General features: G+C 65.6%; 26 protein-coding genes. 19 read left to right on the forward strand and 7 right to left on the reverse strand.

Features of this window, described 5'->3' with window-relative positions; all coding sequences use genetic code 11:
• The 3 genes from AC1DEY_RS04860 to AC1DEY_RS04870 all read right to left on the reverse strand — a co-directional run bounded on the left by AC1DEY_RS04860 (nucleotide 1) and on the right by AC1DEY_RS04870 (nucleotide 1,732).
• Nucleotides 1-240 (reverse strand): hypothetical protein, encoded by a 240-nt coding sequence (locus tag AC1DEY_RS04860; RefSeq protein ID WP_476866988.1) that lies wholly within the window; start codon nucleotides 238-240, stop codon nucleotides 1-3.
• A gap of 629 nt (nucleotides 241-869) precedes the next feature.
• Nucleotides 870-1,100: a helix-turn-helix domain-containing protein gene (locus AC1DEY_RS04865; protein WP_476866989.1), complete on the reverse strand. Its 231-nt coding sequence runs from the start codon at nucleotides 1,098-1,100 to the stop codon at nucleotides 870-872.
• Nucleotides 1,100-1,732: a hypothetical protein gene (locus AC1DEY_RS04870; RefSeq protein WP_476866990.1), complete on the reverse strand. Its 633-nt coding sequence runs from the start codon at nucleotides 1,730-1,732 to the stop codon at nucleotides 1,100-1,102. The genes AC1DEY_RS04865 and AC1DEY_RS04870 overlap by 1 nt, the downstream gene beginning before the upstream one ends.
• Nucleotides 1,733-1,949: 217 nt before the next feature.
• Here AC1DEY_RS04870 and AC1DEY_RS04875 point away from each other — a divergent pair, with 217 nt between their 5' ends.
• Nucleotides 1,950-2,636, forward strand: a complete 687-nt coding sequence (locus AC1DEY_RS04875; protein WP_476866991.1) for a hypothetical protein — start codon at nucleotides 1,950-1,952, stop codon at nucleotides 2,634-2,636.
• Between the two features lie 16 nt (nucleotides 2,637-2,652).
• Here the strand turns inward: AC1DEY_RS04875 and AC1DEY_RS04880 are convergent, their stop codons facing one another.
• Entirely contained in the window at nucleotides 2,653-4,005 is a 1,353-nt protein-coding gene (locus AC1DEY_RS04880) for an MFS transporter (RefSeq protein ID WP_476866992.1), read from the reverse strand.
• A 66-nt stretch (nucleotides 4,006-4,071) separates the two neighbouring features.
• Here AC1DEY_RS04880 and AC1DEY_RS04885 point away from each other — a divergent pair, with 66 nt between their 5' ends.
• The 13 genes from AC1DEY_RS04885 to AC1DEY_RS04945 all read left to right on the forward strand — a co-directional run bounded on the left by AC1DEY_RS04885 (nucleotide 4,072) and on the right by AC1DEY_RS04945 (nucleotide 12,912).
• The gene (locus AC1DEY_RS04885; RefSeq protein WP_476867082.1) at nucleotides 4,072-4,440 is read left to right on the forward strand and encodes a ClpX C4-type zinc finger protein; all 369 of its coding nucleotides are present in this window, start codon (nucleotides 4,072-4,074) and stop codon (nucleotides 4,438-4,440) included.
• Nucleotides 4,441-4,602: 162 nt separating this feature from the next.
• The gene (locus tag AC1DEY_RS04890; protein WP_476866993.1) at nucleotides 4,603-4,800 is read left to right on the forward strand and encodes a tyrosine-type recombinase/integrase; all 198 of its coding nucleotides are present in this window, start codon (nucleotides 4,603-4,605) and stop codon (nucleotides 4,798-4,800) included.
• A 273-nt stretch (nucleotides 4,801-5,073) separates the two neighbouring features.
• Complete coding sequence (locus AC1DEY_RS04895) at nucleotides 5,074-5,532, forward strand: hypothetical protein (protein ID WP_476866994.1); 459 nt, start codon at nucleotides 5,074-5,076, stop codon at nucleotides 5,530-5,532.
• Nucleotides 5,533-5,721: 189 nt separating this feature from the next.
• Nucleotides 5,722-6,270, forward strand: coding sequence for an Asp23/Gls24 family envelope stress response protein (locus AC1DEY_RS04900; RefSeq protein WP_476866995.1), 549 nt, complete (start codon nucleotides 5,722-5,724; stop codon nucleotides 6,268-6,270).
• Nucleotides 6,267-6,458: a hypothetical protein gene (locus AC1DEY_RS04905; protein ID WP_390201824.1), complete on the forward strand. Its 192-nt coding sequence runs from the start codon at nucleotides 6,267-6,269 to the stop codon at nucleotides 6,456-6,458. The genes AC1DEY_RS04900 and AC1DEY_RS04905 overlap by 4 nt, the downstream gene beginning before the upstream one ends.
• The gene (locus AC1DEY_RS04910; RefSeq protein WP_476866996.1) at nucleotides 6,455-6,838 is read left to right on the forward strand and encodes a hypothetical protein; all 384 of its coding nucleotides are present in this window, start codon (nucleotides 6,455-6,457) and stop codon (nucleotides 6,836-6,838) included. Before AC1DEY_RS04905 ends, AC1DEY_RS04910 begins: the two co-directional genes overlap by 4 nt.
• The gene (locus AC1DEY_RS04915; protein WP_476866997.1) at nucleotides 6,835-7,494 is read left to right on the forward strand and encodes a hypothetical protein; all 660 of its coding nucleotides are present in this window, start codon (nucleotides 6,835-6,837) and stop codon (nucleotides 7,492-7,494) included. The genes AC1DEY_RS04910 and AC1DEY_RS04915 overlap by 4 nt, the downstream gene beginning before the upstream one ends.
• Nucleotides 7,491-8,102, forward strand: a complete 612-nt coding sequence (locus tag AC1DEY_RS04920) for a hypothetical protein (RefSeq protein WP_476866998.1) — start codon at nucleotides 7,491-7,493, stop codon at nucleotides 8,100-8,102. The genes AC1DEY_RS04915 and AC1DEY_RS04920 overlap by 4 nt, the downstream gene beginning before the upstream one ends.
• A gap of 149 nt (nucleotides 8,103-8,251) precedes the next feature.
• Nucleotides 8,252-9,535 carry an ABC transporter substrate-binding protein gene (locus AC1DEY_RS04925; RefSeq protein WP_476866999.1) on the forward strand — a complete coding sequence of 428 codons (1,284 nt, stop codon included), beginning with the start codon at nucleotides 8,252-8,254 and terminating at the stop codon, nucleotides 9,533-9,535.
• Between the two features lie 7 nt (nucleotides 9,536-9,542).
• Nucleotides 9,543-10,580: a carbohydrate ABC transporter permease gene (locus AC1DEY_RS04930; RefSeq protein ID WP_476867000.1), complete on the forward strand. Its 1,038-nt coding sequence runs from the start codon at nucleotides 9,543-9,545 to the stop codon at nucleotides 10,578-10,580.
• Nucleotides 10,577-11,476, forward strand: a complete 900-nt coding sequence (locus AC1DEY_RS04935; protein WP_441408132.1) for a carbohydrate ABC transporter permease — start codon at nucleotides 10,577-10,579, stop codon at nucleotides 11,474-11,476. The genes AC1DEY_RS04930 and AC1DEY_RS04935 overlap by 4 nt, the downstream gene beginning before the upstream one ends.
• Nucleotides 11,477-11,486: 10 nt before the next feature.
• The gene (locus tag AC1DEY_RS04940) at nucleotides 11,487-11,741 is read left to right on the forward strand and encodes a hypothetical protein (RefSeq protein ID WP_243181375.1); all 255 of its coding nucleotides are present in this window, start codon (nucleotides 11,487-11,489) and stop codon (nucleotides 11,739-11,741) included.
• A gap of 103 nt (nucleotides 11,742-11,844) precedes the next feature.
• The gene (locus AC1DEY_RS04945; RefSeq protein WP_476867001.1) at nucleotides 11,845-12,912 is read left to right on the forward strand and encodes a LacI family DNA-binding transcriptional regulator; all 1,068 of its coding nucleotides are present in this window, start codon (nucleotides 11,845-11,847) and stop codon (nucleotides 12,910-12,912) included.
• Nucleotides 12,913-12,978: 66 nt separating this feature from the next.
• Here AC1DEY_RS04945 and AC1DEY_RS04950 read toward each other — a convergent pair whose 3' ends face one another.
• Together AC1DEY_RS04950 and AC1DEY_RS04955 are read right to left on the reverse strand one after the other, a co-directional pair.
• Nucleotides 12,979-13,893 carry a DUF8083 family protein gene (locus AC1DEY_RS04950; protein ID WP_476867002.1) on the reverse strand — a complete coding sequence of 305 codons (915 nt, stop codon included), beginning with the start codon at nucleotides 13,891-13,893 and terminating at the stop codon, nucleotides 12,979-12,981.
• A gap of 31 nt (nucleotides 13,894-13,924) precedes the next feature.
• Nucleotides 13,925-14,731, reverse strand: a complete 807-nt coding sequence (locus AC1DEY_RS04955; protein WP_476867003.1) for an exodeoxyribonuclease III — start codon at nucleotides 14,729-14,731, stop codon at nucleotides 13,925-13,927.
• 131 nt (nucleotides 14,732-14,862) lie between these two features.
• Between AC1DEY_RS04955 and AC1DEY_RS04960 the strand changes: the two genes are divergently transcribed.
• The 5 genes from AC1DEY_RS04960 (at nucleotide 14,863) to AC1DEY_RS04980 (ending at nucleotide 19,937) form a co-directional block, all read left to right on the forward strand.
• Nucleotides 14,863-16,362: a CoA-acylating methylmalonate-semialdehyde dehydrogenase gene (locus AC1DEY_RS04960; protein WP_476867004.1), complete on the forward strand. Its 1,500-nt coding sequence runs from the start codon at nucleotides 14,863-14,865 to the stop codon at nucleotides 16,360-16,362.
• On the forward strand, nucleotides 16,362-17,498 hold the full coding sequence (locus AC1DEY_RS04965) for an enoyl-CoA hydratase/isomerase family protein (RefSeq protein ID WP_476867005.1): 1,137 nt from the start codon (nucleotides 16,362-16,364) through the stop codon (nucleotides 17,496-17,498). Before AC1DEY_RS04960 ends, AC1DEY_RS04965 begins: the two co-directional genes overlap by 1 nt.
• The gene (gene mmsB / locus AC1DEY_RS04970) at nucleotides 17,491-18,465 is read left to right on the forward strand and encodes a 3-hydroxyisobutyrate dehydrogenase (RefSeq protein ID WP_476867006.1); all 975 of its coding nucleotides are present in this window, start codon (nucleotides 17,491-17,493) and stop codon (nucleotides 18,463-18,465) included. Before AC1DEY_RS04965 ends, mmsB begins: the two co-directional genes overlap by 8 nt.
• An 89-nt stretch (nucleotides 18,466-18,554) precedes the next feature.
• Nucleotides 18,555-19,334: an enoyl-CoA hydratase gene (locus AC1DEY_RS04975; protein WP_476867007.1), complete on the forward strand. Its 780-nt coding sequence runs from the start codon at nucleotides 18,555-18,557 to the stop codon at nucleotides 19,332-19,334.
• Nucleotides 19,335-19,388: 54 nt separating this feature from the next.
• Nucleotides 19,389-19,937 (forward strand): hypothetical protein, encoded by a 549-nt coding sequence (locus AC1DEY_RS04980; protein ID WP_476867008.1) that lies wholly within the window; start codon nucleotides 19,389-19,391, stop codon nucleotides 19,935-19,937.
• A gap of 82 nt (nucleotides 19,938-20,019) precedes the next feature.
• Here the strand turns inward: AC1DEY_RS04980 and AC1DEY_RS04985 are convergent, their stop codons facing one another.
• Nucleotides 20,020-23,199: a bifunctional cytochrome P450/NADPH--P450 reductase gene (locus AC1DEY_RS04985; RefSeq protein ID WP_476867009.1), complete on the reverse strand. Its 3,180-nt coding sequence runs from the start codon at nucleotides 23,197-23,199 to the stop codon at nucleotides 20,020-20,022.
• Nucleotides 23,200-23,258: the final 59 nt, after the last annotated feature.

The following is a 23,258-nucleotide window of genomic DNA, read 5'->3' on the forward strand; positions in this document are numbered from 1 at the left end:
TTAGCGGCATTCAACTAGGACGGATACGCCCCACTGGCTCCACTGCCAGTTGCCAGTGAAGCGTCCCTTCCCCTGCGCCAGGCACCAAATTGCCATGGCTGCGAGCAGTACGAAGGCCAGGACCATGAGGACGGCGAGGAGGACGAGGAACCAGGCGTCATACCTCACAATCATGCCGTCAAGCTTAGCCCGCGCCATCGTCATTGTTGCGTCCAGATTGCCTGCAGTTGCTGCGAGCATTGTTCCCCCATTTTTCGGTTTTCATCAAATGCCACGCCATTGTTGATGTGGCAAAGAGGAGCATAGCACCTTTTAATAAATACGGTAGATTAACATTTTGCGAACAACTCTCATGAGTCGATAGCAAAGGTTGGAGACGGCATCGACCGCAGTTCCGGGGACGTGGGGCGGTATATCACTCTTTAACACAATGCCAGATTTATATTGGTCGTCACTGTCGATTCATCCGCCGTATGCCGCCAACATGTGATCTGACCGCACAGTCTAAGAGCAGGGAATACCTGAAAAAGGATTAGGGTTCGGCATCTGTGATCCGGGGCGACTTATTGCGCGTATTCGGGAAGCCGCAAAGGCGACCTGGTCCCGTCAGATATGGTCCGGGCTCACGGCGACGATCGCTTGCTTAAGATCCGGTTAGCTGAAATATCCATTTGTCCCCCAAAGAAAATGTTGCTCGAAATCTAGCCGAAGGGCCGAAGGGTGGTCAAGTCAAACAGACCGTTCCCTGCGCTTGAACGCGCACGGCCATGGAAGACCGTGATCCTTTCGCGGCCGCCTTGGTGCCGTTGCCCGGACCCTATCGATGCTTATGCCTAGCCGGGCGCGATGGTCCGGTTGTCGAGTCCGCGCTAGATTCTGGCGGATTTGTGACGGAACAGGTCGCCGACTTGACACTCCAGGACCTCGCAGAGTGCCGTCAATGTAGAGAACCGGATAGCCCGTGCCCGGTTGTTTTTCAGAACCGAGAGGTTCACCAAACTCACGCCGACCCTGCGGCTCAGCTCCGTCAGGCTCATATCGCGTTCGACAAGCAATTCGTCGAGTCGGCAGTGAATGGCGGAGTAGTCCTCGGCCGGCATCAGACAAGTCCCTCGGTATCCTCTTGCAGCCCACGACCGAACTGGAAGATTCCTGCGACAAGGACAAGGGCAATTCCGGCGAGGAAGGGTGCGACGTTGAAGTTGGACGCGAAGAGAAGAGTTTCGCCGGTGGCTACCTGGCTCGCACCAATGAGCTCTGCGATCCGGCTTCGAGCAGCCGCATCCAGCGTCTGAGCAGCGCTTGCCGAAACGGCGAGGACTATGCCGCTGGCCCCGACAATCCATGCCGACGCCGGGGTAAACAGATTCTCTCTGCGGAGCCGAAAAGCTAGGAGGAAAAGCAGGCCCGCGACAGCGATGAAACTTACCTGATGCAGAACGCCGGCCCAAGCCAAAAGCGCTGCTTCGCCCGATGGAACAAAAGGAAGGGTGGCTTCCATCGCGCTGAATCGTGCGACTGCGTCTGTTCCCAGCCCTGTCGGAAGTTGAGGGGAAGAACGTAGGGGCAGAGTCAACGTCACCGGACCGGTGAACGTTTCAATGATCCCGCAGACAGTCGTGACGGTCGTGACGACAGCTGCCGCGGCACTGGCGATCATGATCACAAGAGCCTCAATCCTGGAGACGATTTTCTTGCTTCTGGCACGCGGGCGCTTCTTGGTCAACTTCACGTCTCCCCCAGTTTTTATCGATGATCGTTAATAACGAATATCGATACCATAGCGGCTTTTTGATGCATGCGCCAGGCCGTGACCATGGGCGGCCTCCCGTCCGGGAAGCGCTCAAAGACCGGCCGTGAACAACTAGGCGCCAATATGAGCTAGGGGCCAAGTCGAAGATTCACCAGTGCTTAGCTCCGAGGGCGGCTCAATTCCGAGGACCAGGCGCATGGATTTCCAGCACTGCCCCATGGTGAGGTCTCGAGCAAGGGCTGGGCTGGTGCGCGCGGACTACCGGGGGCAGGGCGTGGGGCAACAACTGCTGAGAATACTCGGAGCATCGCTGGCGGGAACGGACCTCGAAGGAATCTACGCCTGGGGTAAAAACCCAGGGCTCACCGGCAACGCATGGGAACAGGGGAACGAGCTGACGCTGCGTCAGCTTCGTCTTGATGAATCGGAGATGTCGTCGCCCTATTCCGTCGATGCAAATGTTCCAGTCCTGGATTTCTGCAACATACAGCAGCAGCTGGCTGCAGAGGTCCCGGGTGGTCTGTTCTTGGATGCCACCTACTACGCCAGTCTTTGCTGCGGCCCAAGTTCGGAGATTACCAATTTCGTCGTCCGGTGCGATGGCTCAGTGATCGCCTGCGGATGGGGTATCTCGTCAATCACCGCTGGATCCATAACTGTCAGTGATATTTTTGTCGCTCCCGGGCATACGGTGCGCAGTGTCCTTCTAGCTGTGCACCGAAGCGGAAGCTACGTGACCATGCGCATTCTCGACGGCGGCAACTGGGGGCACCTTGACGATTACGAGACGGAACGGGTTTTTGTGGCATACCTATACAGTCACTTCACCCGAGACGAATCGGGTGTCCGGGGCATTCATCTGAGGACACCCTTCTACTTTTAAGGCTAGGGCTGAGGGGCTACGGTGCCGGGACGGGTACTACCGCTTCCGGGTTGTCTTGTGAGTGGACGTCGAGTGCCTCGGGAAATTTCGTCCAGGACCGAATCGGTGAGAGAAGGATGGGGGTGGCGGACGCGGCGGCAACCAGCGCCCATACCCAAAGCACGGGAATGACGCCGGTTGCGAGTGCCAGGACTCCGCCGCCGATACTGGCCACAGGCATGATACCTAGGGAGAAGAGCCGGTAGGTGGACATAACTCTTCCCATCAGGTGGTGCGGAACGAGCCGGGGAATGATGCCGGCCCCCGCCAACCCGGACAGAATGACGAAGAAGGACCAGCCAAATCCCGAGACACCAATCCACACGACCGGAGCCAGCCCCAGAAAGGGTGCCACAGGGACGAGGATGACGAATCCGGCGCTGGCCAGGCTCGCGGCGATCTTGGTTCTGCCGACGCCGAGACGTCGTGTGATGCGAGTGGCCGTCATGGAAGCGACCAGACCCCCTGCTGCTGACAGTGCGCCCAGCAATACGAATTGATCCATGGGGATGTTCAGGATTTGCAGGGCGAAAATGACTTTGGCAGCGGCGCCGAACATACTTGCGGCATTGACCAGCGCAACGGAGATCATCAAGGAGCGAATCAAGGGATGGCTCAATGTGTAGCCGAGGCCATCGCGTGCCTCGGTCCAGAACTTGTCGGGGGCTTCTGCTCGTGACGACCGATCTTGTGGGAGTCTGCCGGTCATGACCGCTGAGAACAAGTAGGCTGCGCCCGCAATGAAAAGCAGGGCAGGAGCGGACACGACTTTGACAATCAGTCCCACAATCCCAGGCGTGGCTATGGCCAAGCCGCTCTGCACGGACTGCACTTTTGCGTAGCCGTCTCCCAGTTCGCTTCCTTTCAGCAGCGTCGGCATCATAGCGGACTGCGCAGTCGTGAAAACGACGTCAGCTACGCTGACGACGGCAGCGACTGCAAAGAGGTGCCAAATGCTGAGCATTCCAAGGAAATAGGCGATCGGCACCGAGGCAACTGCAGCGGCACGGAAAACATTGACTATGACCAAAGTCGATTTCTTCGACCACCGGTCCACTAGAACGCCGGCCGGCACTCCGAGCAGCAAGAATGCCGCCATGCCCAGCGCGTTCAGAACACTGGTCTGGAACGCCCCGGCGCCAAGAACGCCAACGGCGATAACCGGCAACATCGAACGAAGCACGTCGTCGCCGATTCCGTCGCCGATGCTCGCCATGAACAACTTTCGAAAAGCCGCAGGCATAACGAATTTGGCCTGTCGATCATGCCCTCCCCAGGCGCTGCTTCGATTGGCCGTATTCTTGATGAAAGCTATGAGACGTAAGGTCATACCTGACTATAGTCAGGCTGAACCTGACATTCATGCCAGGAACCCGCTTGTTTGGAGAACGTGTCGATGCCCGGAAATAACCGTCCTCGCGATTTTTGCGCCTTCTGCGGGCTGACGCCGTCCGAGCACCAGCGCCTCGTGGCCGGACCGGGCGTCACCATATGCGAACCGTGCGTGGCCGCAGCCGTCAAGATCCTCAGCGACACCAGCACCCGACGGTTACCCCAATCGATAGGTCCCGTCTGGGAACAAATGTCCGACGGGGAAATACTGCAGCACTTGCCAGAAATTTCTCGGGTAAGCGTCAAAGTCGAAGAGCAACTGCGGATCTGGGTCCGAGCCGCCCGAGAACGAAAGATTACCTGGTCCCAAATAGGAGAGGCTCTGCACATCACTCGCCAATCGGCTTGGGAGCGATTCAAGGACCATCTATGATCGCCCGAAGCAGCAGAAGCGTCGCCCCGCCAATTGCGTCAACTCTGATTAGTACTATCCGGAAATTGCCCGTTTGAAGCTGTGTGCGAGTCAGTAGGAGTGTGTGCGGGTTTCGATGATGGTGCCATTCGGTCGGCCGGTTTCTTGCTTGAATATGGGGACATGGATTTCCGGCCGCCGGTGTTCCATGATCTGAGGCACACGGCCGTCAGCCTGTATCTGTCCGTGACCAAGAACGTCAAGCATGTGCAGCGTATAGCCGGTCACAAGGACGGTACGACGACGATCAACACCTACGGCGCACTGTTCGATGACGACTTCTTCAAGGCCGCGGCCGGGCTGGATTCGCTGATCAAATGACGAAAGCCGGGAAACCTCCTCTGGTAAACCTCTGGTAGGCCGAGGGCGTTCCTTTAACGCCATCGATTGCTCCGTAGGTGCCCTTCTGACGGGTCGAAAGGGCGCTTACGGAGCAGCCGATGATGAGGCGGGCGGCGAATTCCACGGCGGCCGCCGGTTGGGGGCCGGGCCGCCGGCCGGGCTAGACTCGCACGCTGGGGAAAGAACACCAAGGCCGCCGGCAGCCCGGTCCGGGCGGGCGGCGCAATCTCAACCGAAAAGTGATTCTGCAACGTGACTTCGAAGAAAATTGCCCGTCCTCTCACAGCAGCCGCCCTCCTCGCAGCCCTGGCCCTTGCCGGCTGCTCGGCCCCGCAGGCCGGCAGCGCGCCGTCGTCCGCCGCGGCAACGTCCAGTGCCTCGGCGTCCGCTACGCCGACCCCCAGCAAGACCTCCGGGCCGTTCGGCGGTTTCACCAGTGCCGCGGAGGCGTGCGCCAAGATCTCGGAGCAGGCCACCGGTGCCACGCTCCTTCCGATGTCGGCGGCCCAGGGCAAGACGGCGGAACTGGAACAGTCCAAGGCGGAACTGGCCCAGACCGCGGAGCTCGTCCCGGACAGCCTCAAGGCCGATTTCGCCAACCTCAAGGACGTGGCCATTGCCGGCGTCACCGACCAGACTGTCTTCTCCAGCGGCAAGCTCCAGACTGCAATGGCGCCCGTGACAACCTGGATCGCCACGAACTGCAAGTAGCCCGCCCGGGGCGTCGGCGCTGATCCGCCCCCGCTGCTGACAGGCGGACGCTGATCGTGCTCCCCGCCGCACACCGCCCGCTCCCACGGCCCTCACCTGCGACGGCTGTGGGGACGGGCGCTGCAAGATTCCCCCGCGCGGCCCAAGTCAGGGACTAGGGTTGTGTCAAAAGAGAAGGGGGAGTGCGTTATGGAATACCAGAATTCTCAACCCGGGGCCGGACCTGCGGCTCAACCCGGGGCCGGACCTGCGGCCGAACCCGTGGCCGGGCTGCCGGCTGCAGCCGGTGTCCACGTTGCCCGCGCCGAGGCCGAACCCGCGCCCGGGCTGCCCGTTCCGGTGGGCACCGGGCGCACCGTCATTTCAGAAGCCGCCGTCGCCAAGGTCGCGGGCATTGCCGCCCGATCGGTACCGGGCGTCTACTCGCTCGGATCGGGACCCTCTCGCGCCCTGGGCGCCATCCGCGACGCGGTCGGCAGCGCCGACCACGCAGCGGGCGTCCGCGTGGAAATCGGCGAAACCCAGGTGGCCGTGGACATCGACCTCGTCGCGGTGTACGGCACCCCCCTGCATTCCCTCGCCAACCAGATCCGCGCCGCCGTCTACTCCGCCGTGGAGGAACTGGTGGGGCTGGAGGTGATCGAGGTAAATATCGAGATCAATGACGTTTATGTGCCCGGCCCGGCCAAACCGGCCGCGCCCGCCGAGGTCCGGCCGGTCAGGGAGGCCATCCAATGAGTCTGACGGTAGTGGGAATCGCCATCGGGGCCTTCGTGGCTTTCATGTCCTTCCAGTTCGGTGTGTGGGGCTTCCTCGGCGCCCTGTTCTTCATGGGCATCGGCGCGCTCTTTGGCCGGGCGGCCGAGGGGAAGCTGGACCTGCGCAGTGTGCTCGACGCCCTCACGGGCCGGCGTTCCTCTTCATGAGCATCACGGCTGGGACGCCGACCCGCGGCGCCGCGTTGGCCGGGCATAACCGCATCAGCACCCAGGCCCTGACCAGCGTGGCGCGGGCGGCGGCGGGTGAGGCCCTGGGTGTACCGGCGCACGACGTGCGCGCCGCGTGGTCCGACGACGACGGGCTGCTCGCCCTGTCCCTGGTCATGCCCGTCGCCGTCCCGCCCCTCACAGTGGTCCTCCGGGATCCGGGCCGTGTCGCGGGCTTCGGCGGTTCCATTTGGGAGCGTGCCGTGGCCGCCAAGGCCGAAATCCTGAGTCGCGTGACCGAACTGACCGGAGCGCAGCTGAGCCGCGTGGACATCCGCATCAGCGGTGCAACTGTGCGCGGGGGAGGTCGGGTGCATTGAGCCAGGACACCCAGAACGCCGGCATCGGCTCCGGCCCGGACGGCGCCGGCGCGGCGCCGGAGAGCGGACCGTTGGGTTCCGGTGCCGCGGGCATGGACCGGGTGCTGAAACGGGAGATGCACTCCTCGCGGGCCGTCGTCTCCGTGATCGCGGCAGCCCTGGTCATGGCCGTCTGCGCTTATGCGCTGCTCGAGACGGCGGTCCGCGCGATCGGGCAGCCGCCGTGGCTTATCGATCCGCAAACGGCAGCCGAACGGGTGGTCGCCCTCCCGGCGGGTGTCCCGCCGCTTTTGCTCTTCGTCACCGGCGCGGTGATCGCGATGGTGGGATTGTTTTTCTTCCTCAACGCCGTGCTGCCGGGCCGGAAGGCACGGCACCTGCTCCCGGACCGCCGGGCCGCCGTCGTGGTGGACGATGAGGTGATCGCCGCCGCCCTGGCCCGCCGGGCCCGGCTGGCTGCCAACGTGGCACGGGAACAGGTGATGGTGACCGTGTCGCGGAACCGGGTCATGGTCAGCGTCCGGCCAACCTCCGGTGTGCCGCTGCGCCCGGACGCCGTCCTTGAGGCCGTGCGCCGGGAATTGCAGGAAATGGGGCCATGGCCCATGCCAGAAGTGCGGATCCAGGTATCCACCGCCGGGGTGGTGGGGGCATGAACAACACTCCCCGGGTCCTTAACCGCATCCTGATCGGCATCCTTGGCATCAAGGTTTTCGCCGTTGGCATCCTCCTGATTCTGCTTGTCAGCGTCCCCGCCGTCGCCGCGTGGTGGCACGTTTGGGCGGGCGGCGTCTTGATCTTCTGGTTCGATTTGTTTGAACGGACGCAGTTGCCCCGCAGCCAGGAGAGCTGGCTGTGGATTGCCATCTGCCTGGGGCTGGTGGTGGTGCTTGGCCTGATGGTGGCTTGGGTGGCCCAGCAGGGCAAAGGCCGGACCAGCCTGATCGTGGCCGAGGAGGACCCGGGATCCGTTCCTGGCAGCGTCGGAATCGGCGGCGGCGTAGCTGAGCAGGCGATCCGTGCGGCCCTCGCGGACCGGTCCGATCTGGCCGGCGTCACGGTGGGCGCCTACGAAATCCGGGGCGAGCCGGCCCTCAAAATTTGGGTGGAGCCACGCCAGGGGGTCGCCCCGCACGCGCTCGCCGCCGAACTCTCGGCCCTGGTGGAGGCGCTCGACGCCGTGATCGGCAAGCGCACCCCGGTCCTGATCCACATCGGATCCGGGGCGAGATCGCGGTTCGGCCGGGCCGAACGGGTCCGCTGAGGCGGGTCCCGACGGGTCCCACGCAATCTCCTTTGCATAAAGGTTTCATGTAAACGCTTGCATTCCTCGCCATCTGTTGATTACTGTGATGGTCGGCACACAGACTACACGGCCGTTTTTCACCGGTACTCAGCGAGGAGCACTCCAGTATGAAAACCCGCAATTTCCTACTTCCCGTCGCCACGGCAGGCATTTTGGCTATTACCCTCTCGGCATGTGGCGGCGGCGGTGGCGGCACTACTGGCGGCAGCGACGCCGCCTCGCAGGGCCTGGACGGACGCGGCCCCATCACCTACGTTCAGGGCAAGGACAACAGCAACGTTGTCCGTCCGCTGATCGACAAGTGGAACGCAGCCCACCCGAATGAGAAGGTCACCTTCAAGGAGCAGACGGACCAGGCCGACCAGCAGCACGACGACCTCGTCCAGCACTTCCAGGCCAAGGATGCCGGCTACGACGTCGCGAGCGTCGACGTCGTCTGGACTGCGGAATTCGCTGCCAAGGGCTGGCTGCAGCCGCTCAAGGACAAGATGGCGCTGGACACCTCGGCCATGCTGAAGCCGACCGTTGACGCCGCCTCCTACAAGGGCACGCTCTACGCGGCACCGGAATCCTCCGACGGCGGCATCCTGTACTACCGCAAGGACCTGGTCCCCACGCCCCCGAAGACCTGGGACGAGATGGTCAGCATGTGCTCAGTAGCCAAGGCCAACAACATTGGCTGCTACTCCGGCCAGTTCAAGAAGTACGAGGGACTGACCGTCAACGCCTCCGAGGCGATCAACTCCGCCGGCGGGTCCGTGCTGGACAAGGACGGCAAGCCCAGCCTGAACACCCCCGAGGCCAAGGCCGGCCTGGAAAACCTGACCAAGGCCTACGCCGACGGAGACATTCCGAAGGAAGCCATCACGTTCCAGGAAGAGGAAAGCCGCCAGGCATTCCAGGACGGCAAGCTGCTCTTCCTGCGCAACTGGCCCTACGTCTACAACCTGGCCACCACTGAAGGCTCCTCCAAGGTCAAGGACGTCCTGGGCATGACCGCCCTCCCGGGCAAGGCCGGCCCGGGCGCCTCGTCCCTCGGCGGCCACAGCGCCGCTGTCAGCGTCTACTCGAAGAACAAGGCCACGGCCCTGGACTTCCTGAAGTTCCTCACCACGGAAGAGACCCAGAAGTTCTTCGCCACGCAGGGTTCGCTCGCTCCGGTGCTCGGCAAGCTCTACGACGACAAGGAACTCGTCGCCAAGCTGCCGTACCTGCCGGTCCTGAAGACCTCGATCGAGAACGCCGTGCCGCGTCCGGTTACCCCGTTCTACCCGGCCGTTACCAAGGCCATCCAGGAAAACGCGTACTCGGCCATCAAGGGTGAGAAGACCGTAGACGCTGCCCTGTCCGACATGCAGAAGTCCATCGAGTCCGCTAGCGCGGGACAGTAGGTCCATCATGGCAACTGAATTAGGCCCGACGTCGGTCAAGGCACCGACGTCGGGCGGGGCCCCGATCCACCACGCACCCAAGGGTGTTGGGGAGGACAACCGCATCGCGACGCAGGGGCGCTGGGCAGCCTGGCTCCTGGCGCCGACCATCCTCGCACTGTCGGTCGTGATCGTCTACCCGATCATCACCGCCATTGTGATGTCATTCCAGAAGGATGCCGGCCTGGACCCCGCCACGGGTCTCTTCACCGAAGGCGGCCCGGCCGGCCTCTCGAACTACTACAACTGGATTTTCCAGCAGTGCCCGGCTCCTGGCGGCGGAACGGTTGACTGCCCGCCGGGTACCCTCGGCGCACAGTTCTGGTCCGCCACCGGCACCACGTTCTTCTTCACGATCGTCACGGTGGCACTGGAAACGGTGCTCGGCTTCTGGATGGCCGTCATCATGGCACGGGCCTTCAAGGGCCGCAGCCTGGTCCGTGCAGCCGTCCTGGTGCCGTGGGCCATCCCCACCGCCGTCACGGCCAAGCTGTGGCTGTTCATCTTCGCCTTCGAAGGCATCGGCAACAAGCTCTTCAACACCACAGTCCTGTGGACCGGCAGCGAATGGCCGGCCCGGTGGGCAGTGATCATCGCGGATGTCTGGAAGACCACCCCGTTCATGGCGCTGCTGATTCTCGCCGGCCTGCAGATGATTCCCGCGGAGGTGTACGAGGCAGCCAAGGTCGACGGCGCCTCAGCCTGGCAGCGGTTCCGGATGATCACCCTGCCGCTGGTGAAGCCGGCGCTCATGGTGGCCATATTGTTCCGCACCCTGGATGCACTGCGCATGTTCGACCTGCCGTACATCCTGACGGGCGGAGCCAACAACACCACCACTTTGTCCATCCTGGTGATCAACCAAATCAGGCAGGGCTTCAACGCGGCGGCGGCCTTGTCCACCATCACGTTCATCATCATCTTTCTGGTGGCTTTCATCTTCGTACGCTTCCTTGGAGCGAACGTGGTGGAGCAGCAGACCGGCGCAGGTAAGGGGAAGAAATGACCGCCGCGACGAGCGCCGCAACCGAGCTGCGCGCAGAGCAGGACCGGGGGCGGAAGGTCGCGCAGAACCGCGAGAAGTGGGCCCAATCACGGACCTATATCAGTGCGGTCGTGATCCTCTTCTGGTGCCTGGCTCCGGCCTACTGGATGGTGGTGACGGCGTTCCGCGATGTCGGCTACACATACGACACCTCGATCCTGCCGACCCACGTGACGCTGGACAACTTCAAGACGGCGTTCGACACCTCCTTCGGCAACCACTTCGGCCAGGCACTGCTCAACAGCCTCTTCATCGGTACCGTCGTCACCATCGTTTCGCTGGTGATCGGCGTGTTTGCCGCCTACGCCCTGGCCCGCCTGAACTTCAAGTTCAAGTACCTCGTGCTGGGCTTCATCCTGGGAGCGTCCATGTTCCCCGGCGTCGCCCTCATCACACCGCTGTTCCAGCTGTTCACGAACATCGGCTGGATGGGCACCTACCAGGCCCTGATCATCCCGAACATCTCGTTCGTGCTGCCGCTGACCGTCTACACCATGACCTCCTTCTTCCGGGAGATGCCCTGGGAGCTGGAAGAATCGGCGCGGGTCGACGGATGCACGCAGGGTCAGGCCTTCCGGAAGGTCATCATGCCGCTGGCCGCCCCGGCAATCTTCACGACGGCCATCCTGGCATTCATCTCCTCGTGGAATGAGTTCCTGATCGCCAGCCAGCTCTCCAGCGACGCAACGCAGCCGGTCACCGTGGCCATTGCCAGCTTCGCCGGTGCGCAGCCCAACCAGATCCCGTACACCGCCATCATGGCGGCGGGCACCATCGTGACCATTCCCTTGGTCATCCTGGTGCTCGTCTTCCAGCGTAAGATCGTCGCCGGTCTCACCGCCGGTGCGGTTAAATGACAGAGGCGACATGACGGACGAGCAGAACCAGGGCCACGTCCCGGCGACGCGCCGGAAGGTGCGTTCGGGCGAGGACTTCGACATCATCATCGGGTTCCTCGGCTTCTGGGCCGTCGTGCTGCTGGTGGTCACCGTCTGGATGGAGGTGACCGCCCAGCCGGCCCTCTTCTGGGCCCTGGGTCTGCTCGCCATGCTGCTGGCCCTCTACGGGATGATCCGGCTGCGCCGGCGCTTGCCGCGCCGGACGGCCAGCCGGCGCGGCTAGGCAGCCAAGAGCAGGGACTATCTAACTGCCGCGGGGCGGCAGGGCGCAGCACGTCTGCGGGCAGCCGCCAGGCTCCCGCGGACCGTCAATAAGGGGATAAAAGGTGGCACGGACAGAAAGGGCGCAGCGCGGCGGCCATTCCGGCGTCAGCATTGAGGATGTTGCCGCCGCTGCCGGCGTATCCACGGCCACCGTCTCCCGGGCCGTCCGCGGGCTGCCCCGCGTATCCCCGGCGACCCGGGAGAAGATCCTCGCCATTGCCGAGTCCCTGGGCTACGTCGCCTCGTCCTCGGCGTCCGGGCTGGCGACGGGGCGGACCAAAACGATCGGTGTGCTCGCCCCGTTCGTCAGCCGTTGGTTCTTCTCCAAGGCCATCGAGGGCGCAGACCGGGAACTGCACTCCCGCCAGTACAACCTCTCCCTCTTCAACCTCGGGGGCCACGGCAGCCACCGGGAGCGGCTGTTCAGCAAGACCATGGTCTACAAGCAGATCGACGCCCTGCTGGTCCTCTGTATGGCGCTTACCCATGAGGAAATCGATCATCTGCAGAAGATCGACATTCCGCTGGTGGTGGTCGGAGGCCACGTCGAGGAGTGCCCCTATATCGGCATAGACGACTACGCCGCGGCCGCCACCGCGGTCCGGCACCTGATCGGGCTGGGCCACACCGACATCGCGCTCCTGCACGGCGACGACGAAACCGACCTCAACTTCGACGTCCCCAGGGTGCGGATCCAGGCCTTCCACGACATCATGCGCGAGGCCCGGCTGCCCATCCGGCCCGAATGGGATGTGTGGGGGGACTTCACCGTCCGCAGCGGCCAGGAGGCGTTCCGGCGCCTCTGGACCGCCGCCGGGTCCAAGCCCACTGCAATCTTCTGCGCCTCGGACGAGATGGCCATGGGCGTCATTTTTGAGGCCAACAAAGCCGGTGTGCGGGTGCCGCATGATCTGTCGGTCATCGGGATTGATGACCACGACTTCGCCGAGGCCATGGGGCTGACCACGGTGGGGCAGCGCCCGGACCTGCAGGCCGAACTGGGCACCAAGATGCTGCTGGACGAGCTCGACGGCATTCCCGGGGCCGTGCAGTCCGCGGTGGCGCCGCACCAGCTGATCGTGCGGACCACGACGGCGCCGCCGCTGCGCCGGTCGGCCGGCGTGGCCTAGGGATCTGGCCCAAAGCGCGGTCTAGGAAGCGCGGGCCTAGGAAGAGCGGGCCCAGGAAGCGCGGGTCTAGGAAGCGCGGGCCAGCTGCCGGATCGGCACCCAGCGCGAGGCCAGCCGGCGGTAGGCCGCGGCGGCGCCGGTCATGTCGCCCTCCGCCAGGCATTCGATGCCGAGCCGGACGTCCAGCGGCGAATCGTCCGGATAGACCTTGTCCGCCACCCCGCCATAGTCCAGTTCCACCGCCGAATCCGGGTGGAAAAGCTCAAGCCATTCCGTGAGCTGGGTGAGGTCCTCGAGCATGTCCAGATCGGGCGCGGCCAGGGCCAGGTGTGCCACCGCGTAGCTCACCCGCTCCAGCGCCTTGCCGATGCCCGCGCGCATGCGGACGGTCACAATGTGGCCTTCGGATTCGACCACGTCGGTGGGATCCGATTCCTGGAAGAGGCAGAACCAGCTGAAGGGAATGCCCCACGTGGACGCCCGGGTGTGGACCCGGCTCAGGCCATCGTGGGCCCGGACCTCGTCGATGCGTTCCTGGTGTTTGTCCCGCTGTTCTTCCGGGATCAGGAGCTGCGCCAGGGGCCCGTGGATGCCTTCCATCAGGGCATTGGCGGCCAGTCCGGCGCGCAGGACCAGTTGGCTGGGGCAGTACAGCAGCTTGTCGGCCTGTCGCGGGGCAGCCCCCGGGCCGGGATCGGCGGCGTCGCGCGCTGCGCCCGAGGACGCCTGCCGCGCCGGGCCCGGGACGACGCGCACGAGGTCGGTCCGGCCGGTGGGAAAAGGGTCCCCGTCGGAACGGGTGATGCGGCCCAGGGAGGCCAGGAGCTCGGCATTCTCCACGGCGGCACGGGAGGCCTGGCCGGCGCCCGCGGCCCGCAGGGTGACCTGCTGCTGCTCGGGGAACGCCTCGAGGGGCTCGTAGATCCGGAGCGCTGAAGAGAACGGCAGACCGACCTGTCCGCGGTAGATGTTCCCGGTCATTGGATCACGACGCTTCCCTGGGCGGCAGCCACTAGCCCGCCAGTTCCGCAATCACCGGAGCATGGTCCGAGGCGCCCTTGCCCTTGCGCTCCTCGCGGTCGATCATCGCACCGGTGACCCGTGCCGCCAGGGCCGGGGAGCCGAGGATGAAGTCGATCCGCATGCCCTCCTTCTTCGGGAAGCGGAGCTGCGTGTAATCCCAGTAGGTGTAGACGCCAGGTCCCGGGGTGTGCGGGCGGACGACGTCCTGGAAGCCGGCCTCCTCAAAGGCGTGGAAGGCGGCGCGTTCGGGCTCGCTGACGTGGGTCATGGCGTTGGCGCGGAAGAAGTCGATGTCCCAGACGTCCTCGTCCTGCGGGGCGATATTGAAATCTCCCATCAGCGCGATCTGCGCCTGGGGATCTTCCTTCACCCAGGTCCCGGCGTGGGTTTTCAGGATGTCCAGCCAGTTGAGCTTGTAGGGCATGTGCTCGTCATCGAGGGAGCGGCCGTTGGGGACGTAGAGGCTCCAGACCCGGACGCCGCCGCAGGTGGCGCCGATCGCGCGGGCCTCCTGCACGGCGTCCTTGCCGTTCTTGCCGAACACGGGCTGGTCCAGGAACGTGCGTTCGACGTCGTCGAGCCCCACCCGGGAGGCGATCGCGACACCGTTCCACTGGCTCAGGCCAAAGTGCGCCACCTCGTAACCCATGCTCTCGAAAAGCTCCCACGGGAAGTTCTCGTCCTTGCACTTGGTTTCCTGGATGGCCAGGACGTCACAGTCCGTGCGCTGGAGCCAGGCCTCCACACGGTCGGCGCGGGCACGGAGGGAGTTCACATTCCAGGTAGCAATCTTCACAGTCCCTAACTTACCGAACTTGGCCCCCGGGCGAAGCAGCCGGCCGATTCTGTCCTCTGGAAATTAGTAGGAAGTCCGAGTATATTCGGCTTCAGAGATGATCTGGGTCACATGCAAAGGAGCAGTTGGTCATGGTTCGAGAGCTATCCCATTACATTGGCGGGCAGCGGGTGGAAGGCACCTCCGGCCGGTTCAGTGATGTGTACGATCCCTGTACGGGCGAGGTCCAGGCACGGTTGCCGCTGGCAAGCGCCGAGGAAGTGCGCAACGTGATTGCCAACGCGGAGAAGGGGCAGGTGGAATGGGCTGCGATGAATCCGCAGCGCCGCGGCCGGATCCTGCTCAAGTTCGTGGACCTGGTCAACGAGCACATCGATGAACTCGCCACCCTGCTCTCATCTGAGCACGGCAAGACCTTCCTCGATGCCAAGGGCGACATCCAGCGCGGCATCGAAGTCGTCGAATTCTCCGCCGGCGCCCCGCACCTGCTTAAGGGCGAGTTCACCGACAGCGCCGGAACGGGCATCGATGTCCATTCGATGCGCCAGCCGCTGGGCGTCGTTGCCGGCATCACGCCGTTCAACTTCCCGGCCATGATCCCGCTTTGGAAGTCCGGACCGGCGCTCGCCGCAGGCAATTCCTTCATCCTCAAGCCCTCCGAACGGGACCCGTCTGTTCCGCTGCGCCTGGCCGAGCTCTTCACCGAGGCAGGCCTTCCCGACGGCGTCTTCAACGTGGTCAACGGGGACAAGGAAGCCGTGGATGCACTCCTGGAGGACCCGCGGGTCCAGGCCATCGGTTTCGTCGGCTCCACGCCCATTGCGCAGTACATCTACGCGACCGCCGCAGCCAACGGCAAACGCGCCCAGTGCTTCGGCGGCGCCAAAAACCACATGGTGATCATGCCGGACGCGGACCTGGACATGGCCGCGGACGCCTTGATCGGCGCCGGCTTCGGCTCGGCCGGAGAACGTTGCATGGCCATTTCGGTTGCAGTGCCCGTCGGCCGGAAAACCGCCGACGTGCTGGTGGAGAAGCTGCAGGAACGGATCGCGGACCTCAAGGTCGGCCACAGCCTCGCCAAGGACTCGGACTTCGGCCCGGTGGTTGCGGCTTCCGCGAAGGAACGGATTGAAGGCTACATCGCCTCCGGCGTCGAGGAAGGCGCCAGCCTTGTGACCGATGGCCGCGGACTGAAAGTCGAAGGCTACGACGGCGGCTTCTGGATCGGCCCGACGCTCTTCGACAACGTCACCAAGGACATGAAGATCTACAAGGAAGAGATCTTCGGCCCGGTCCTCAGCGTGCTCCGCGCCGAAGACTACGACGAAGCACTCCGGCTTTGCAGCGAACACGAGTTCGGCAACGGCGTGGCCATCTTCACCCGCGACGGCGACGCCGCCCGCGACTTCGCCAGCCGGGTCCAGGTGGGCATGGTGGGCATCAACGTGCCCATTCCGGTGCCGATCGCCTACTACACCTTCGGCGGCTGGAAGGCGTCGGGCTTCGGGGACCTCAACCAGCACGGCGCGGACGCCTTCCGGTTCTACACGAAGACCAAGACCGTCACCACCCGCTGGCCCTCGGGCGTGCGCAGCGGCGCCAGCTTCGTCATGCCGGAAGGCAGCTGATGAGGGCGGAAGTTGCGCGGGGAGTGGCCAGTGGAGCAGCGGCCGCCGAACGCGTGCCCGGGGAAGCAGAGGAAGTCCTGTTTGAGCGGCGCGGCAGCCTCGGCGTCGTGACCCTGAACCGGCCCGCGGCCGTCAACGCCCTGACGGCCGGGATGGCTGCCGCCATGCTGGAGCAGCTCGCGCTTTGGGCCGACGACGACGCCATCGCCGCGGTGCTGGTCCGCGGCGCCGGCGACCGGGGCCTCTGCGCTGGCGGCGACATCGTCGCCATCTACCGGGACATGCTCGACGGCGGGGATGCCACCGCGGACTTCTGGGCGGTCGAGTACCGGCTGAACCTGCTGATCTCCGAATACCCCAAGCCGTACGTGGCGTTCATGGACGGGCTGGTGCTGGGCGGCGGCGTGGGGATCTCGGCGCACGGCTCGGTGCGGATCGTCACCGAACGTACCCGCATGGGCATGCCCGAAACGACCATCGGCTTCGTGCCCGACGTCGGCGGCACTCTGCTGCTCGCCGGCTCACCCGGAGAGACCGGCACGCATGCGGCCCTGACCGGCGACCACCTGAGCGGCGCGGACGCGCTGTTCCTGGGCCTTGCCGACACCTTCGTGCCCTCCGAGCGGTTGCAGGAACTGGCGGCAGCGCTCGAAAACGAAGATGCGGGGGCCGCCGTCGGCCGCTTCGCCGAGCCGGCTCCTGCGTCAGTGCTCGCCGCACAGCGTGAATGGATCGACCCCTGCTACTCCAGCGACGATGCTGAGGAGATCCTGGGCCGGCTGCGCACGGTAGGCGGAGAAGCCGCCGGGGCCGCCGACACGATCGAGGCGAAGTCGCCGACAGCGGTGAAGGTGGCGCTGGAGTCCCTGCGCCGCGTCCGCGGGCTGAGCCTGGCGCAGGCGCTCGAGCAGGAGTACCGCGTGGGCCTGCACTTCCTCGCCGGACCGGACTTCCGCGAGGGGATCCGCGCCCAGGTGGTGGACAAGGACCGTAACCCGCACTGGAAGCCCGCCGTCCTCGCGGAGGTCACTCCTGGCGACGTCGCTGCCTACTTCGCCCCGCTGGACGGGCGCGAACTGAAGCTCTCTCCGAAGGAGAAGAACACGGAGAAGAACAGGGAGAAGAACAATGTCTGACGCAGGAGCCCCTGGTACGGGGACCATCGCCTTCCTGGGCCTGGGGCACATGGGCGGGCCCATGGCCGTGAACCTGGTCAAGGCCGGCTACCGGGTGACCGGCTTCGACGTGGTTCCGGCGGCCCTGGACGCCGCCCGGGAGCACGGCATTCCCACCGTCGGGACCGCAGCCGAGGCCACCGCGGGCGCAGCTGTCGTGCTGACGATGTTGCCCAGTGGCAAGCACCTTCTGGACGCCTACCGCGGCACCGGCGGCGGGCCGGGCCTGCTTGAAGCCGCCGCCCCGGGCACTATGTTCCTGGACTGCTCCACCATCAACGTGGACGAGGCCCGCGAGGCCGCGGAACTCGCCGTCGCGGCCGGGCACCGGGCAGTGGACGCGCCCGTCTCCGGAGGCGTTGTGGGAGCCGAGGCCGGGACGCTGACGTTCATGGTCGGCGCCCTGCCCGAGGACTTCGAGGCCGTCAAACCGATGCTGGAAGTCATGGGCAAACGGGTGGTCCACTGCGGCGCGCACGGAGCGGGCCAGGCGGCCAAGATCTGCAACAACATGATCCTGGGCGTCTCGATGATCGCCGTCAGCGAGGCTTTTGTGTTGGGCGAAAAGCTCGGGCTGACCCACCAGGCGCTGTTCGACGTCGCTTCCGCCGCCTCCGGGCAGTGCTGGGCGCTGACCACCAATTGCCCGGTGCCGGGGCCGGTCCCGGCCAGCCCCGCCAACCGGGACTACCAGCCAGGCTTCGCCGGGGCGCTGATGGCCAAGGACCTGAACCTGGCCCTCAACGCGCTCCAGAGCACCGGCGTCGCGGCCCGGCTCGGTCCGCTCGCCGCCGAAATCTACGATACGTTTGCCGCGGAAGGCGGCGCCGGCCGGGATTTCTCCGGCATCATCACCGACATCCGAGAAAAGTCGGAAGCAGGCAAGTCCGAAGCAGGCGAACCGGGGTCCGGCACCGCCGGGCAGTAGCCTCCCGGCGTCGCGGGCTTAAGCCCGCCACCGAGAACAAGGGTCCGGCGCCGGGCCCGCAACCAGCACCACCGAAGGGGACCACTTTCATGACGGAACAGTACGCGAACATCCTGGTGGAGCGCCGCGGCCGGGTGGGCCTGGTGACGCTCAACCGTCCCGAAGCCCTCAATGCCCTGAACCAGGCCACCATGGTCGAGCTGGTGCGGGCCGTCACCGCCATGGATGCGGACCCGGGAGTTGGTGCCGTGGTGGTGACCGGTTCGGCGAAGGCGTTCGCCGCCGGCGCGGACATCAAGGAAATGCAGTCCAAGGGCTACATGGACATGTACGCGGCGGACTGGTTCCGCGGCTGGGAGGACTTTACCCGGCTCCGCATCCCGGTGGTGGCAGCCGTGTCCGGCTTTGCCCTGGGCGGCGGCTGCGAGCTGGCGATGATGTGCGATTTCATCATCGCGGGCGACAACGCCAAGTTCGGCCAGCCCGAAATCAACCTCGGCGTGCTCCCGGGCATGGGCGGCTCGCAGCGGCTGACCCGGGCGGTGGGCAAGTCCAAAGCCATGGACATGATCCTGACCGGACGCTTCATGGACGCCGAGGAAGCCGAACGCGCGGGCCTGGTCTCCCGCGTGGTCCCGGCCGCCGACGTCGTCGAGGAAGCGCTGAAGGCCGCCGAAGTCATCGCCTCCAAGTCCAAGCCCGTGGCGATGGTGGCCAAGGAAGCGGTGAACGCGGCCTTTGAGACCGGGCTGGCCCAGGGCGTGCTGTTTGAACGGCGGGTGTTCCACTCGCTGTTCGCCACCGAAGACCAGAAGGAAGGCATGGCCGCCTTCACCGAGAAGCGCCAGCCAGAGTTCAACCACCGCTAGCCCCACGTGCCCTTCGCTCCGGGGGGCCGCCGCGGGGCCGGCAGGAAGGCAGCCATGAACACCGGATTCCTGGGCGTCGCTGCGTCCCCGGCGGAGGTTAGCGCCTTAGTCCCGGGCGACGCGCTGGTCCCCGCCCCGGACGTGGTGATGGACCGCGGCTTCGACCTGCCCGGCCCGCCCGGCGCCGTCTGGCCCTGGATCATCCAGCTGGGCAAGGAGCGCTCCGGCTGGTACCTGCCCCGGTGGGTCGAAGCCCTGATCCCGGCCAGGCGCCGGGCCCTGCGGACCATTGACCCGGCGCTCCAGGACCTCAGCGCGGGTGACGTCATTGCGGACTGGGGCGGGCCCGGAGCCACCTTCGAGATCGTGGCGGTCGACCCGCCGCGGGCACTGGTGCACCGATCGCAGCGCGGCGCGCTGGCCGTCAGCTGGGCGATCATGCTGCGGCCGGCGCCGGACGGGGTGGCCGGAACCCGTGTTCACCTCCGGCTCCGGCTTGCCGGCGTCAAGCGCCGGCGCCTCGTGGAGCTCGGCGGCGGCCTGTTCGACCTCCTCACCATCGCAGGGCTCGCGGCCGGGCTGCGGGAGCGGCTGAGCCGCTAGCCGGATGCAACCGCCAGCCGGATACAACCGCTAGCCGGATACAACTGTGGGCGGGGCGGCGGCCCACAGGCCAAGGCGGCCGTCACGTGAAGATGTCTGCGACGTACCTGCCGTGCGTGCGTTCCACTTCGTCCATCCACGCCTCGGCGTCGGTCTTTGAGGCACCGGTCGCTTCCTGATAGATCAGGATGCACGTGTCCCGGACCTGCGGCGCCATGTGCTTGCCGTCGCCGCAGACGTAGACCGTGGCGCCCTGCCTGACCAGTTCGACGACGTCGGCGCGGTCCGCCCACAGCCGGTCCTGGACGTACTTCAGGCCGTCTTCGGGCGCTGTGGAGAAGACCGGCCGCAGGTCGAGGCTGGCCTGCTCGGCCCACGACGCCAGTTCCCCGCGGTACAGGAAGTCGGTGTCCGGTGCCCGGCAGCCGAAAAACAGCAGGGCGGGCGCCGGCGTCGTGTCCTCCGCCTCGGCCCGCAGCGCCCGGTCCTGGACGAAGCCACGGAACGGTGCCAGGCCGGTCCCCGCACAGACCATGATGAGCGGGACCTCCAGGGACGATGGCGGGTGGAAGGCCGCGTTCGAGGGGCGGACCGTCACCGCGACCCGTGACCCCGGCCTGGCCTGGGCCAGATAGGTGGAGGAGGCTCCCTCGAAGACGCCGCGGCCAGACCAGGCCGGAGCCTGGATGACGGCAAAGGTCAAGGTGGCGTGGTCGGGGCTCCACAGCGGGGACGAGGAAATGGAGTAACGCCGCGGGGTCAGCTGGGTCAGCAGTTGCAGGAACGAGGTGAACGACAGCTGGCAGGACGGATACGTTTCCAGCAGCTCCAGGAGTGAGACCCGTTTGTCGAGGATCTCCGCCGCGTACCGCGCGCGGTCCTGGGCCAGGGCCTCAAGTTCGGTGCGGTGTGCCGGATCCGCCGCGACATCCGCCAGGTCCTCAAGCTGGATCCGGGTGGCAGGAATTGCGAGCTCGACGTAGCTGCCGAGCAGTTCGCCCACGGCCACGGGGGCGCCCGTGGGCAGGAACGTGTCTCCCCGCTCCATGCTCAATTGGACGTGCGAGTCGTAGTCGAGGTTGAACCGGGCCAGGGCGCGCTGCACGAGGTCGCTGGGATTCAGCGGCAGCACGGCCAGGTAGTCCCCGGTCCGGTAGCTCATCCCCTCGGGCAGGGCGATCTCGACGTGCCGCTTGGACCGGGCGCCGGGTTTGGCCAGATCGACCAGTTCCCGGTTCGCCACGACGGTGCCCAGGGCCAGCCCGTTCTGGCGCAGCAGCGGGTCCCTGACGTTGCCGACGAACTGCAGTTCAAGCTGGGGCTGCGCGGTTGGGTTGCTGGTCCTCTGCCCGAGGGCGGCGTCCACGGCCGGCCAGAATCCGGCATACCACTCTTCAAAATCGCCGAAGAAGTCCCCGCGGGCGTTGGCTTCGCCCCGGGCATAGATCCGCGCGGCACCGGCCGCCTCGAGCCGGGCGTCGAGGGCTTTGGGCACTTCCTGGTACGTTCGCGCCCAGTCCTTGTTGCCGTTGCCGAAGACCGCATACCGCACACCGGCGAGGCTGCCCGGCTGCAGGCCCTCGGTCCAGGCCACGAATTTCCGCGCGTTGTCTGGCGGCTGCCCCTCGTAGGAGGACGTCACGATGGCGACGAGCCCCTCCGACGGCAGCCCGCCGGCCGCCTCGTCGAGCGGACCGATGGTGGGGCTGTAGCCGCGCCGTCCGGCGTCGTTGGCGATGCGCTGGGCGAAGTCCTTGGACGTGCCTGCATTGGAACCGTAGAGCACGCGGATGGGAACGCCGTTGGGCGTTGCGTCCACCGCTGCAGCTTCCGCCTGCGCGGCTTGTTCGACGGCGGCCTGCGGTCCGGCCGCGATGGCGATGTCCCGCCGGCGCACGTGGATGAACAGCCCTTCAGGCTTCATGGTCAGTGTGTGCTTGATGTGCAGTTCATAGCCCGGGTCCGCGGACGTGACCTCGAATCGCTGCAGGAGTTTGGCCAGGAACAGCATGGCCTCCTGCAGGGCAAATCCCCGGCCGATGCAGGAGCGCTGCCCGTTGCCGAAGGGTTTCCAGGCGTTGGCGGGGATTTCCGCGGCCCGTTCCGGGGAGAACCGGTCCGGGTCGAACATCTCGGCGTCCTCTCCCCACGCCACCTTGTCCCGGTGCAGCCGCGGAATCAGGACCAGGATGGGCTGGCCGGCCGGGAGGTCATAGCGGCCGCCAAGCGTGGTGTCCTGGAACGGCGCGAGGTTGAACGCCGGTGCGGTGGGCCACAGCCGCAGCGTCTCCTTGAGGATCTGGTCCAGGTATCCCAGCCGGGGGAGGTGCTCGAACCGGGCGCTCTCGGTGCCGAGCACCTCGTCCACCTGGGCGCGTGCCTTGGCCAGGACGGCGGGATGGCGGAGCATTTCGTAGAGGGCAAAGGAGAGCAGGCCGCTGGTGGTCTCATGCCCGGCCACGAGGAACGTGACCATCTGGTAGCGGATGTTTTCCTCGTCCAGCCGCTCGCCGGTCACCGGATCCGCGGCGTTGAGCATGGTGTCCAGGATGTCTTCGCTCCCCGCCGGGCTGGGGTTGCGCCGGCGTTCGCTGATCATCTGGTCGGCGACCTCGAACATGAGCGCATGGTCTTCTTCGAGCTGGTGGCGCCTGCGCAGCATGATCTTGTTCTGGACCGGGAGCCTACGCGCCCGGCTTCCGGATTCGACCAGGGACCGGACCATGGCCCCGACGAAGGGATGCAGCTCTTCGCGGTAGAGGCTGTTGAAGCGGTAGCTGAACGAGCACAGGGCAATGGTGTCCAGGGTCAGCCGGGTGGTGTTGTCCGGGACGTCGATCCGGGCCGTGGGGCCGAGCCGCTCCCACTTCAGGAGCAGCTGCTCGGCGATGTCGTCCATGCCGCTGAACATCCGCTTAAGCGCCGCGGGCCCGAACGCCGGCATCAGGATCCGGTGCGCCTTTTGCCAGTTCGGTTCTTCTGTCCTGGCGGTGAACAGGCCGTCGCCGATGAAATCCCGCACCTCCCGAAGGGACACGCCCAGCACCTTGCCGAAACGGGACTCGTCGCACACTTCGTTGACGAGCTCCTGGGAAGAGATGGCGATGACGCTGCGGTTGAAGAACTGGATGCGGACTATGGGGCCGTACCGCTCGGCCACCTCGACTATTCCCAGAATCCCCTTGCTGGAGTCGATGTCCGGCAAGTTGCCGACCACCGGCTTCGGGGGAGGCTGCGGTATGGGGACGCTGGGCGAAGTCATGGCCCCTCCTAGGCGATTGCCAATCGACGCTCCGTGAGCACTAATTGCTGCCTGGCCGG

The organism is Arthrobacter sp. 05T47 (assembly GCF_056395825.1).

Bases quoted from the DNA above. Each gene is read 5' to 3' on its own strand.
- AC1DEY_RS04860 (WP_476866988.1), bottom strand. From the start codon at position 240: ATGCTCGCAGCAACTGCAGGCAATCTGGACGCAACAATGACGATGGCG.
- AC1DEY_RS04865 (WP_476866989.1), bottom strand. From the start codon at position 1,100: ATGCCGGCCGAGGACTACTCCGCCATTCACTGCCGACTCGACGAATTG.
- AC1DEY_RS04875 (WP_476866991.1), top strand. From the start codon at position 1,950: ATGGATTTCCAGCACTGCCCCATGGTGAGGTCTCGAGCAAGGGCTGGG.
- AC1DEY_RS04880 (WP_476866992.1), bottom strand. From the start codon at position 4,005: ATGACCTTACGTCTCATAGCTTTCATCAAGAATACGGCCAATCGAAGC.
- AC1DEY_RS04885 (WP_476867082.1), top strand. From the start codon at position 4,072: ATGCCCGGAAATAACCGTCCTCGCGATTTTTGCGCCTTCTGCGGGCTG.
- AC1DEY_RS04890 (WP_476866993.1), top strand. From the start codon at position 4,603: ATGGATTTCCGGCCGCCGGTGTTCCATGATCTGAGGCACACGGCCGTC.
- AC1DEY_RS04900 (WP_476866995.1), top strand. From the start codon at position 5,722: ATGGAATACCAGAATTCTCAACCCGGGGCCGGACCTGCGGCTCAACCC.
- AC1DEY_RS04905 (WP_390201824.1), top strand. From the start codon at position 6,267: ATGAGTCTGACGGTAGTGGGAATCGCCATCGGGGCCTTCGTGGCTTTC.
- AC1DEY_RS04910 (WP_476866996.1), top strand. From the start codon at position 6,455: ATGAGCATCACGGCTGGGACGCCGACCCGCGGCGCCGCGTTGGCCGGG.
- AC1DEY_RS04920 (WP_476866998.1), top strand. From the start codon at position 7,491: ATGAACAACACTCCCCGGGTCCTTAACCGCATCCTGATCGGCATCCTT.
- AC1DEY_RS04925 (WP_476866999.1), top strand. From the start codon at position 8,252: ATGAAAACCCGCAATTTCCTACTTCCCGTCGCCACGGCAGGCATTTTG.
- AC1DEY_RS04930 (WP_476867000.1), top strand. From the start codon at position 9,543: ATGGCAACTGAATTAGGCCCGACGTCGGTCAAGGCACCGACGTCGGGC.
- AC1DEY_RS04935 (WP_441408132.1), top strand. From the start codon at position 10,577: ATGACCGCCGCGACGAGCGCCGCAACCGAGCTGCGCGCAGAGCAGGAC.
- AC1DEY_RS04940 (WP_243181375.1), top strand. From the start codon at position 11,487: ATGACGGACGAGCAGAACCAGGGCCACGTCCCGGCGACGCGCCGGAAG.
- AC1DEY_RS04950 (WP_476867002.1), bottom strand. From the start codon at position 13,893: ATGACCGGGAACATCTACCGCGGACAGGTCGGTCTGCCGTTCTCTTCA.
- AC1DEY_RS04960 (WP_476867004.1), top strand. From the start codon at position 14,863: ATGGTTCGAGAGCTATCCCATTACATTGGCGGGCAGCGGGTGGAAGGC.
- AC1DEY_RS04965 (WP_476867005.1), top strand. From the start codon at position 16,362: ATGAGGGCGGAAGTTGCGCGGGGAGTGGCCAGTGGAGCAGCGGCCGCC.
- mmsB (WP_476867006.1), top strand. From the start codon at position 17,491: ATGTCTGACGCAGGAGCCCCTGGTACGGGGACCATCGCCTTCCTGGGC.
- AC1DEY_RS04975 (WP_476867007.1), top strand. From the start codon at position 18,555: ATGACGGAACAGTACGCGAACATCCTGGTGGAGCGCCGCGGCCGGGTG.
- AC1DEY_RS04980 (WP_476867008.1), top strand. From the start codon at position 19,389: ATGAACACCGGATTCCTGGGCGTCGCTGCGTCCCCGGCGGAGGTTAGC.
- AC1DEY_RS04985 (WP_476867009.1), bottom strand. From the start codon at position 23,199: ATGACTTCGCCCAGCGTCCCCATACCGCAGCCTCCCCCGAAGCCGGTG.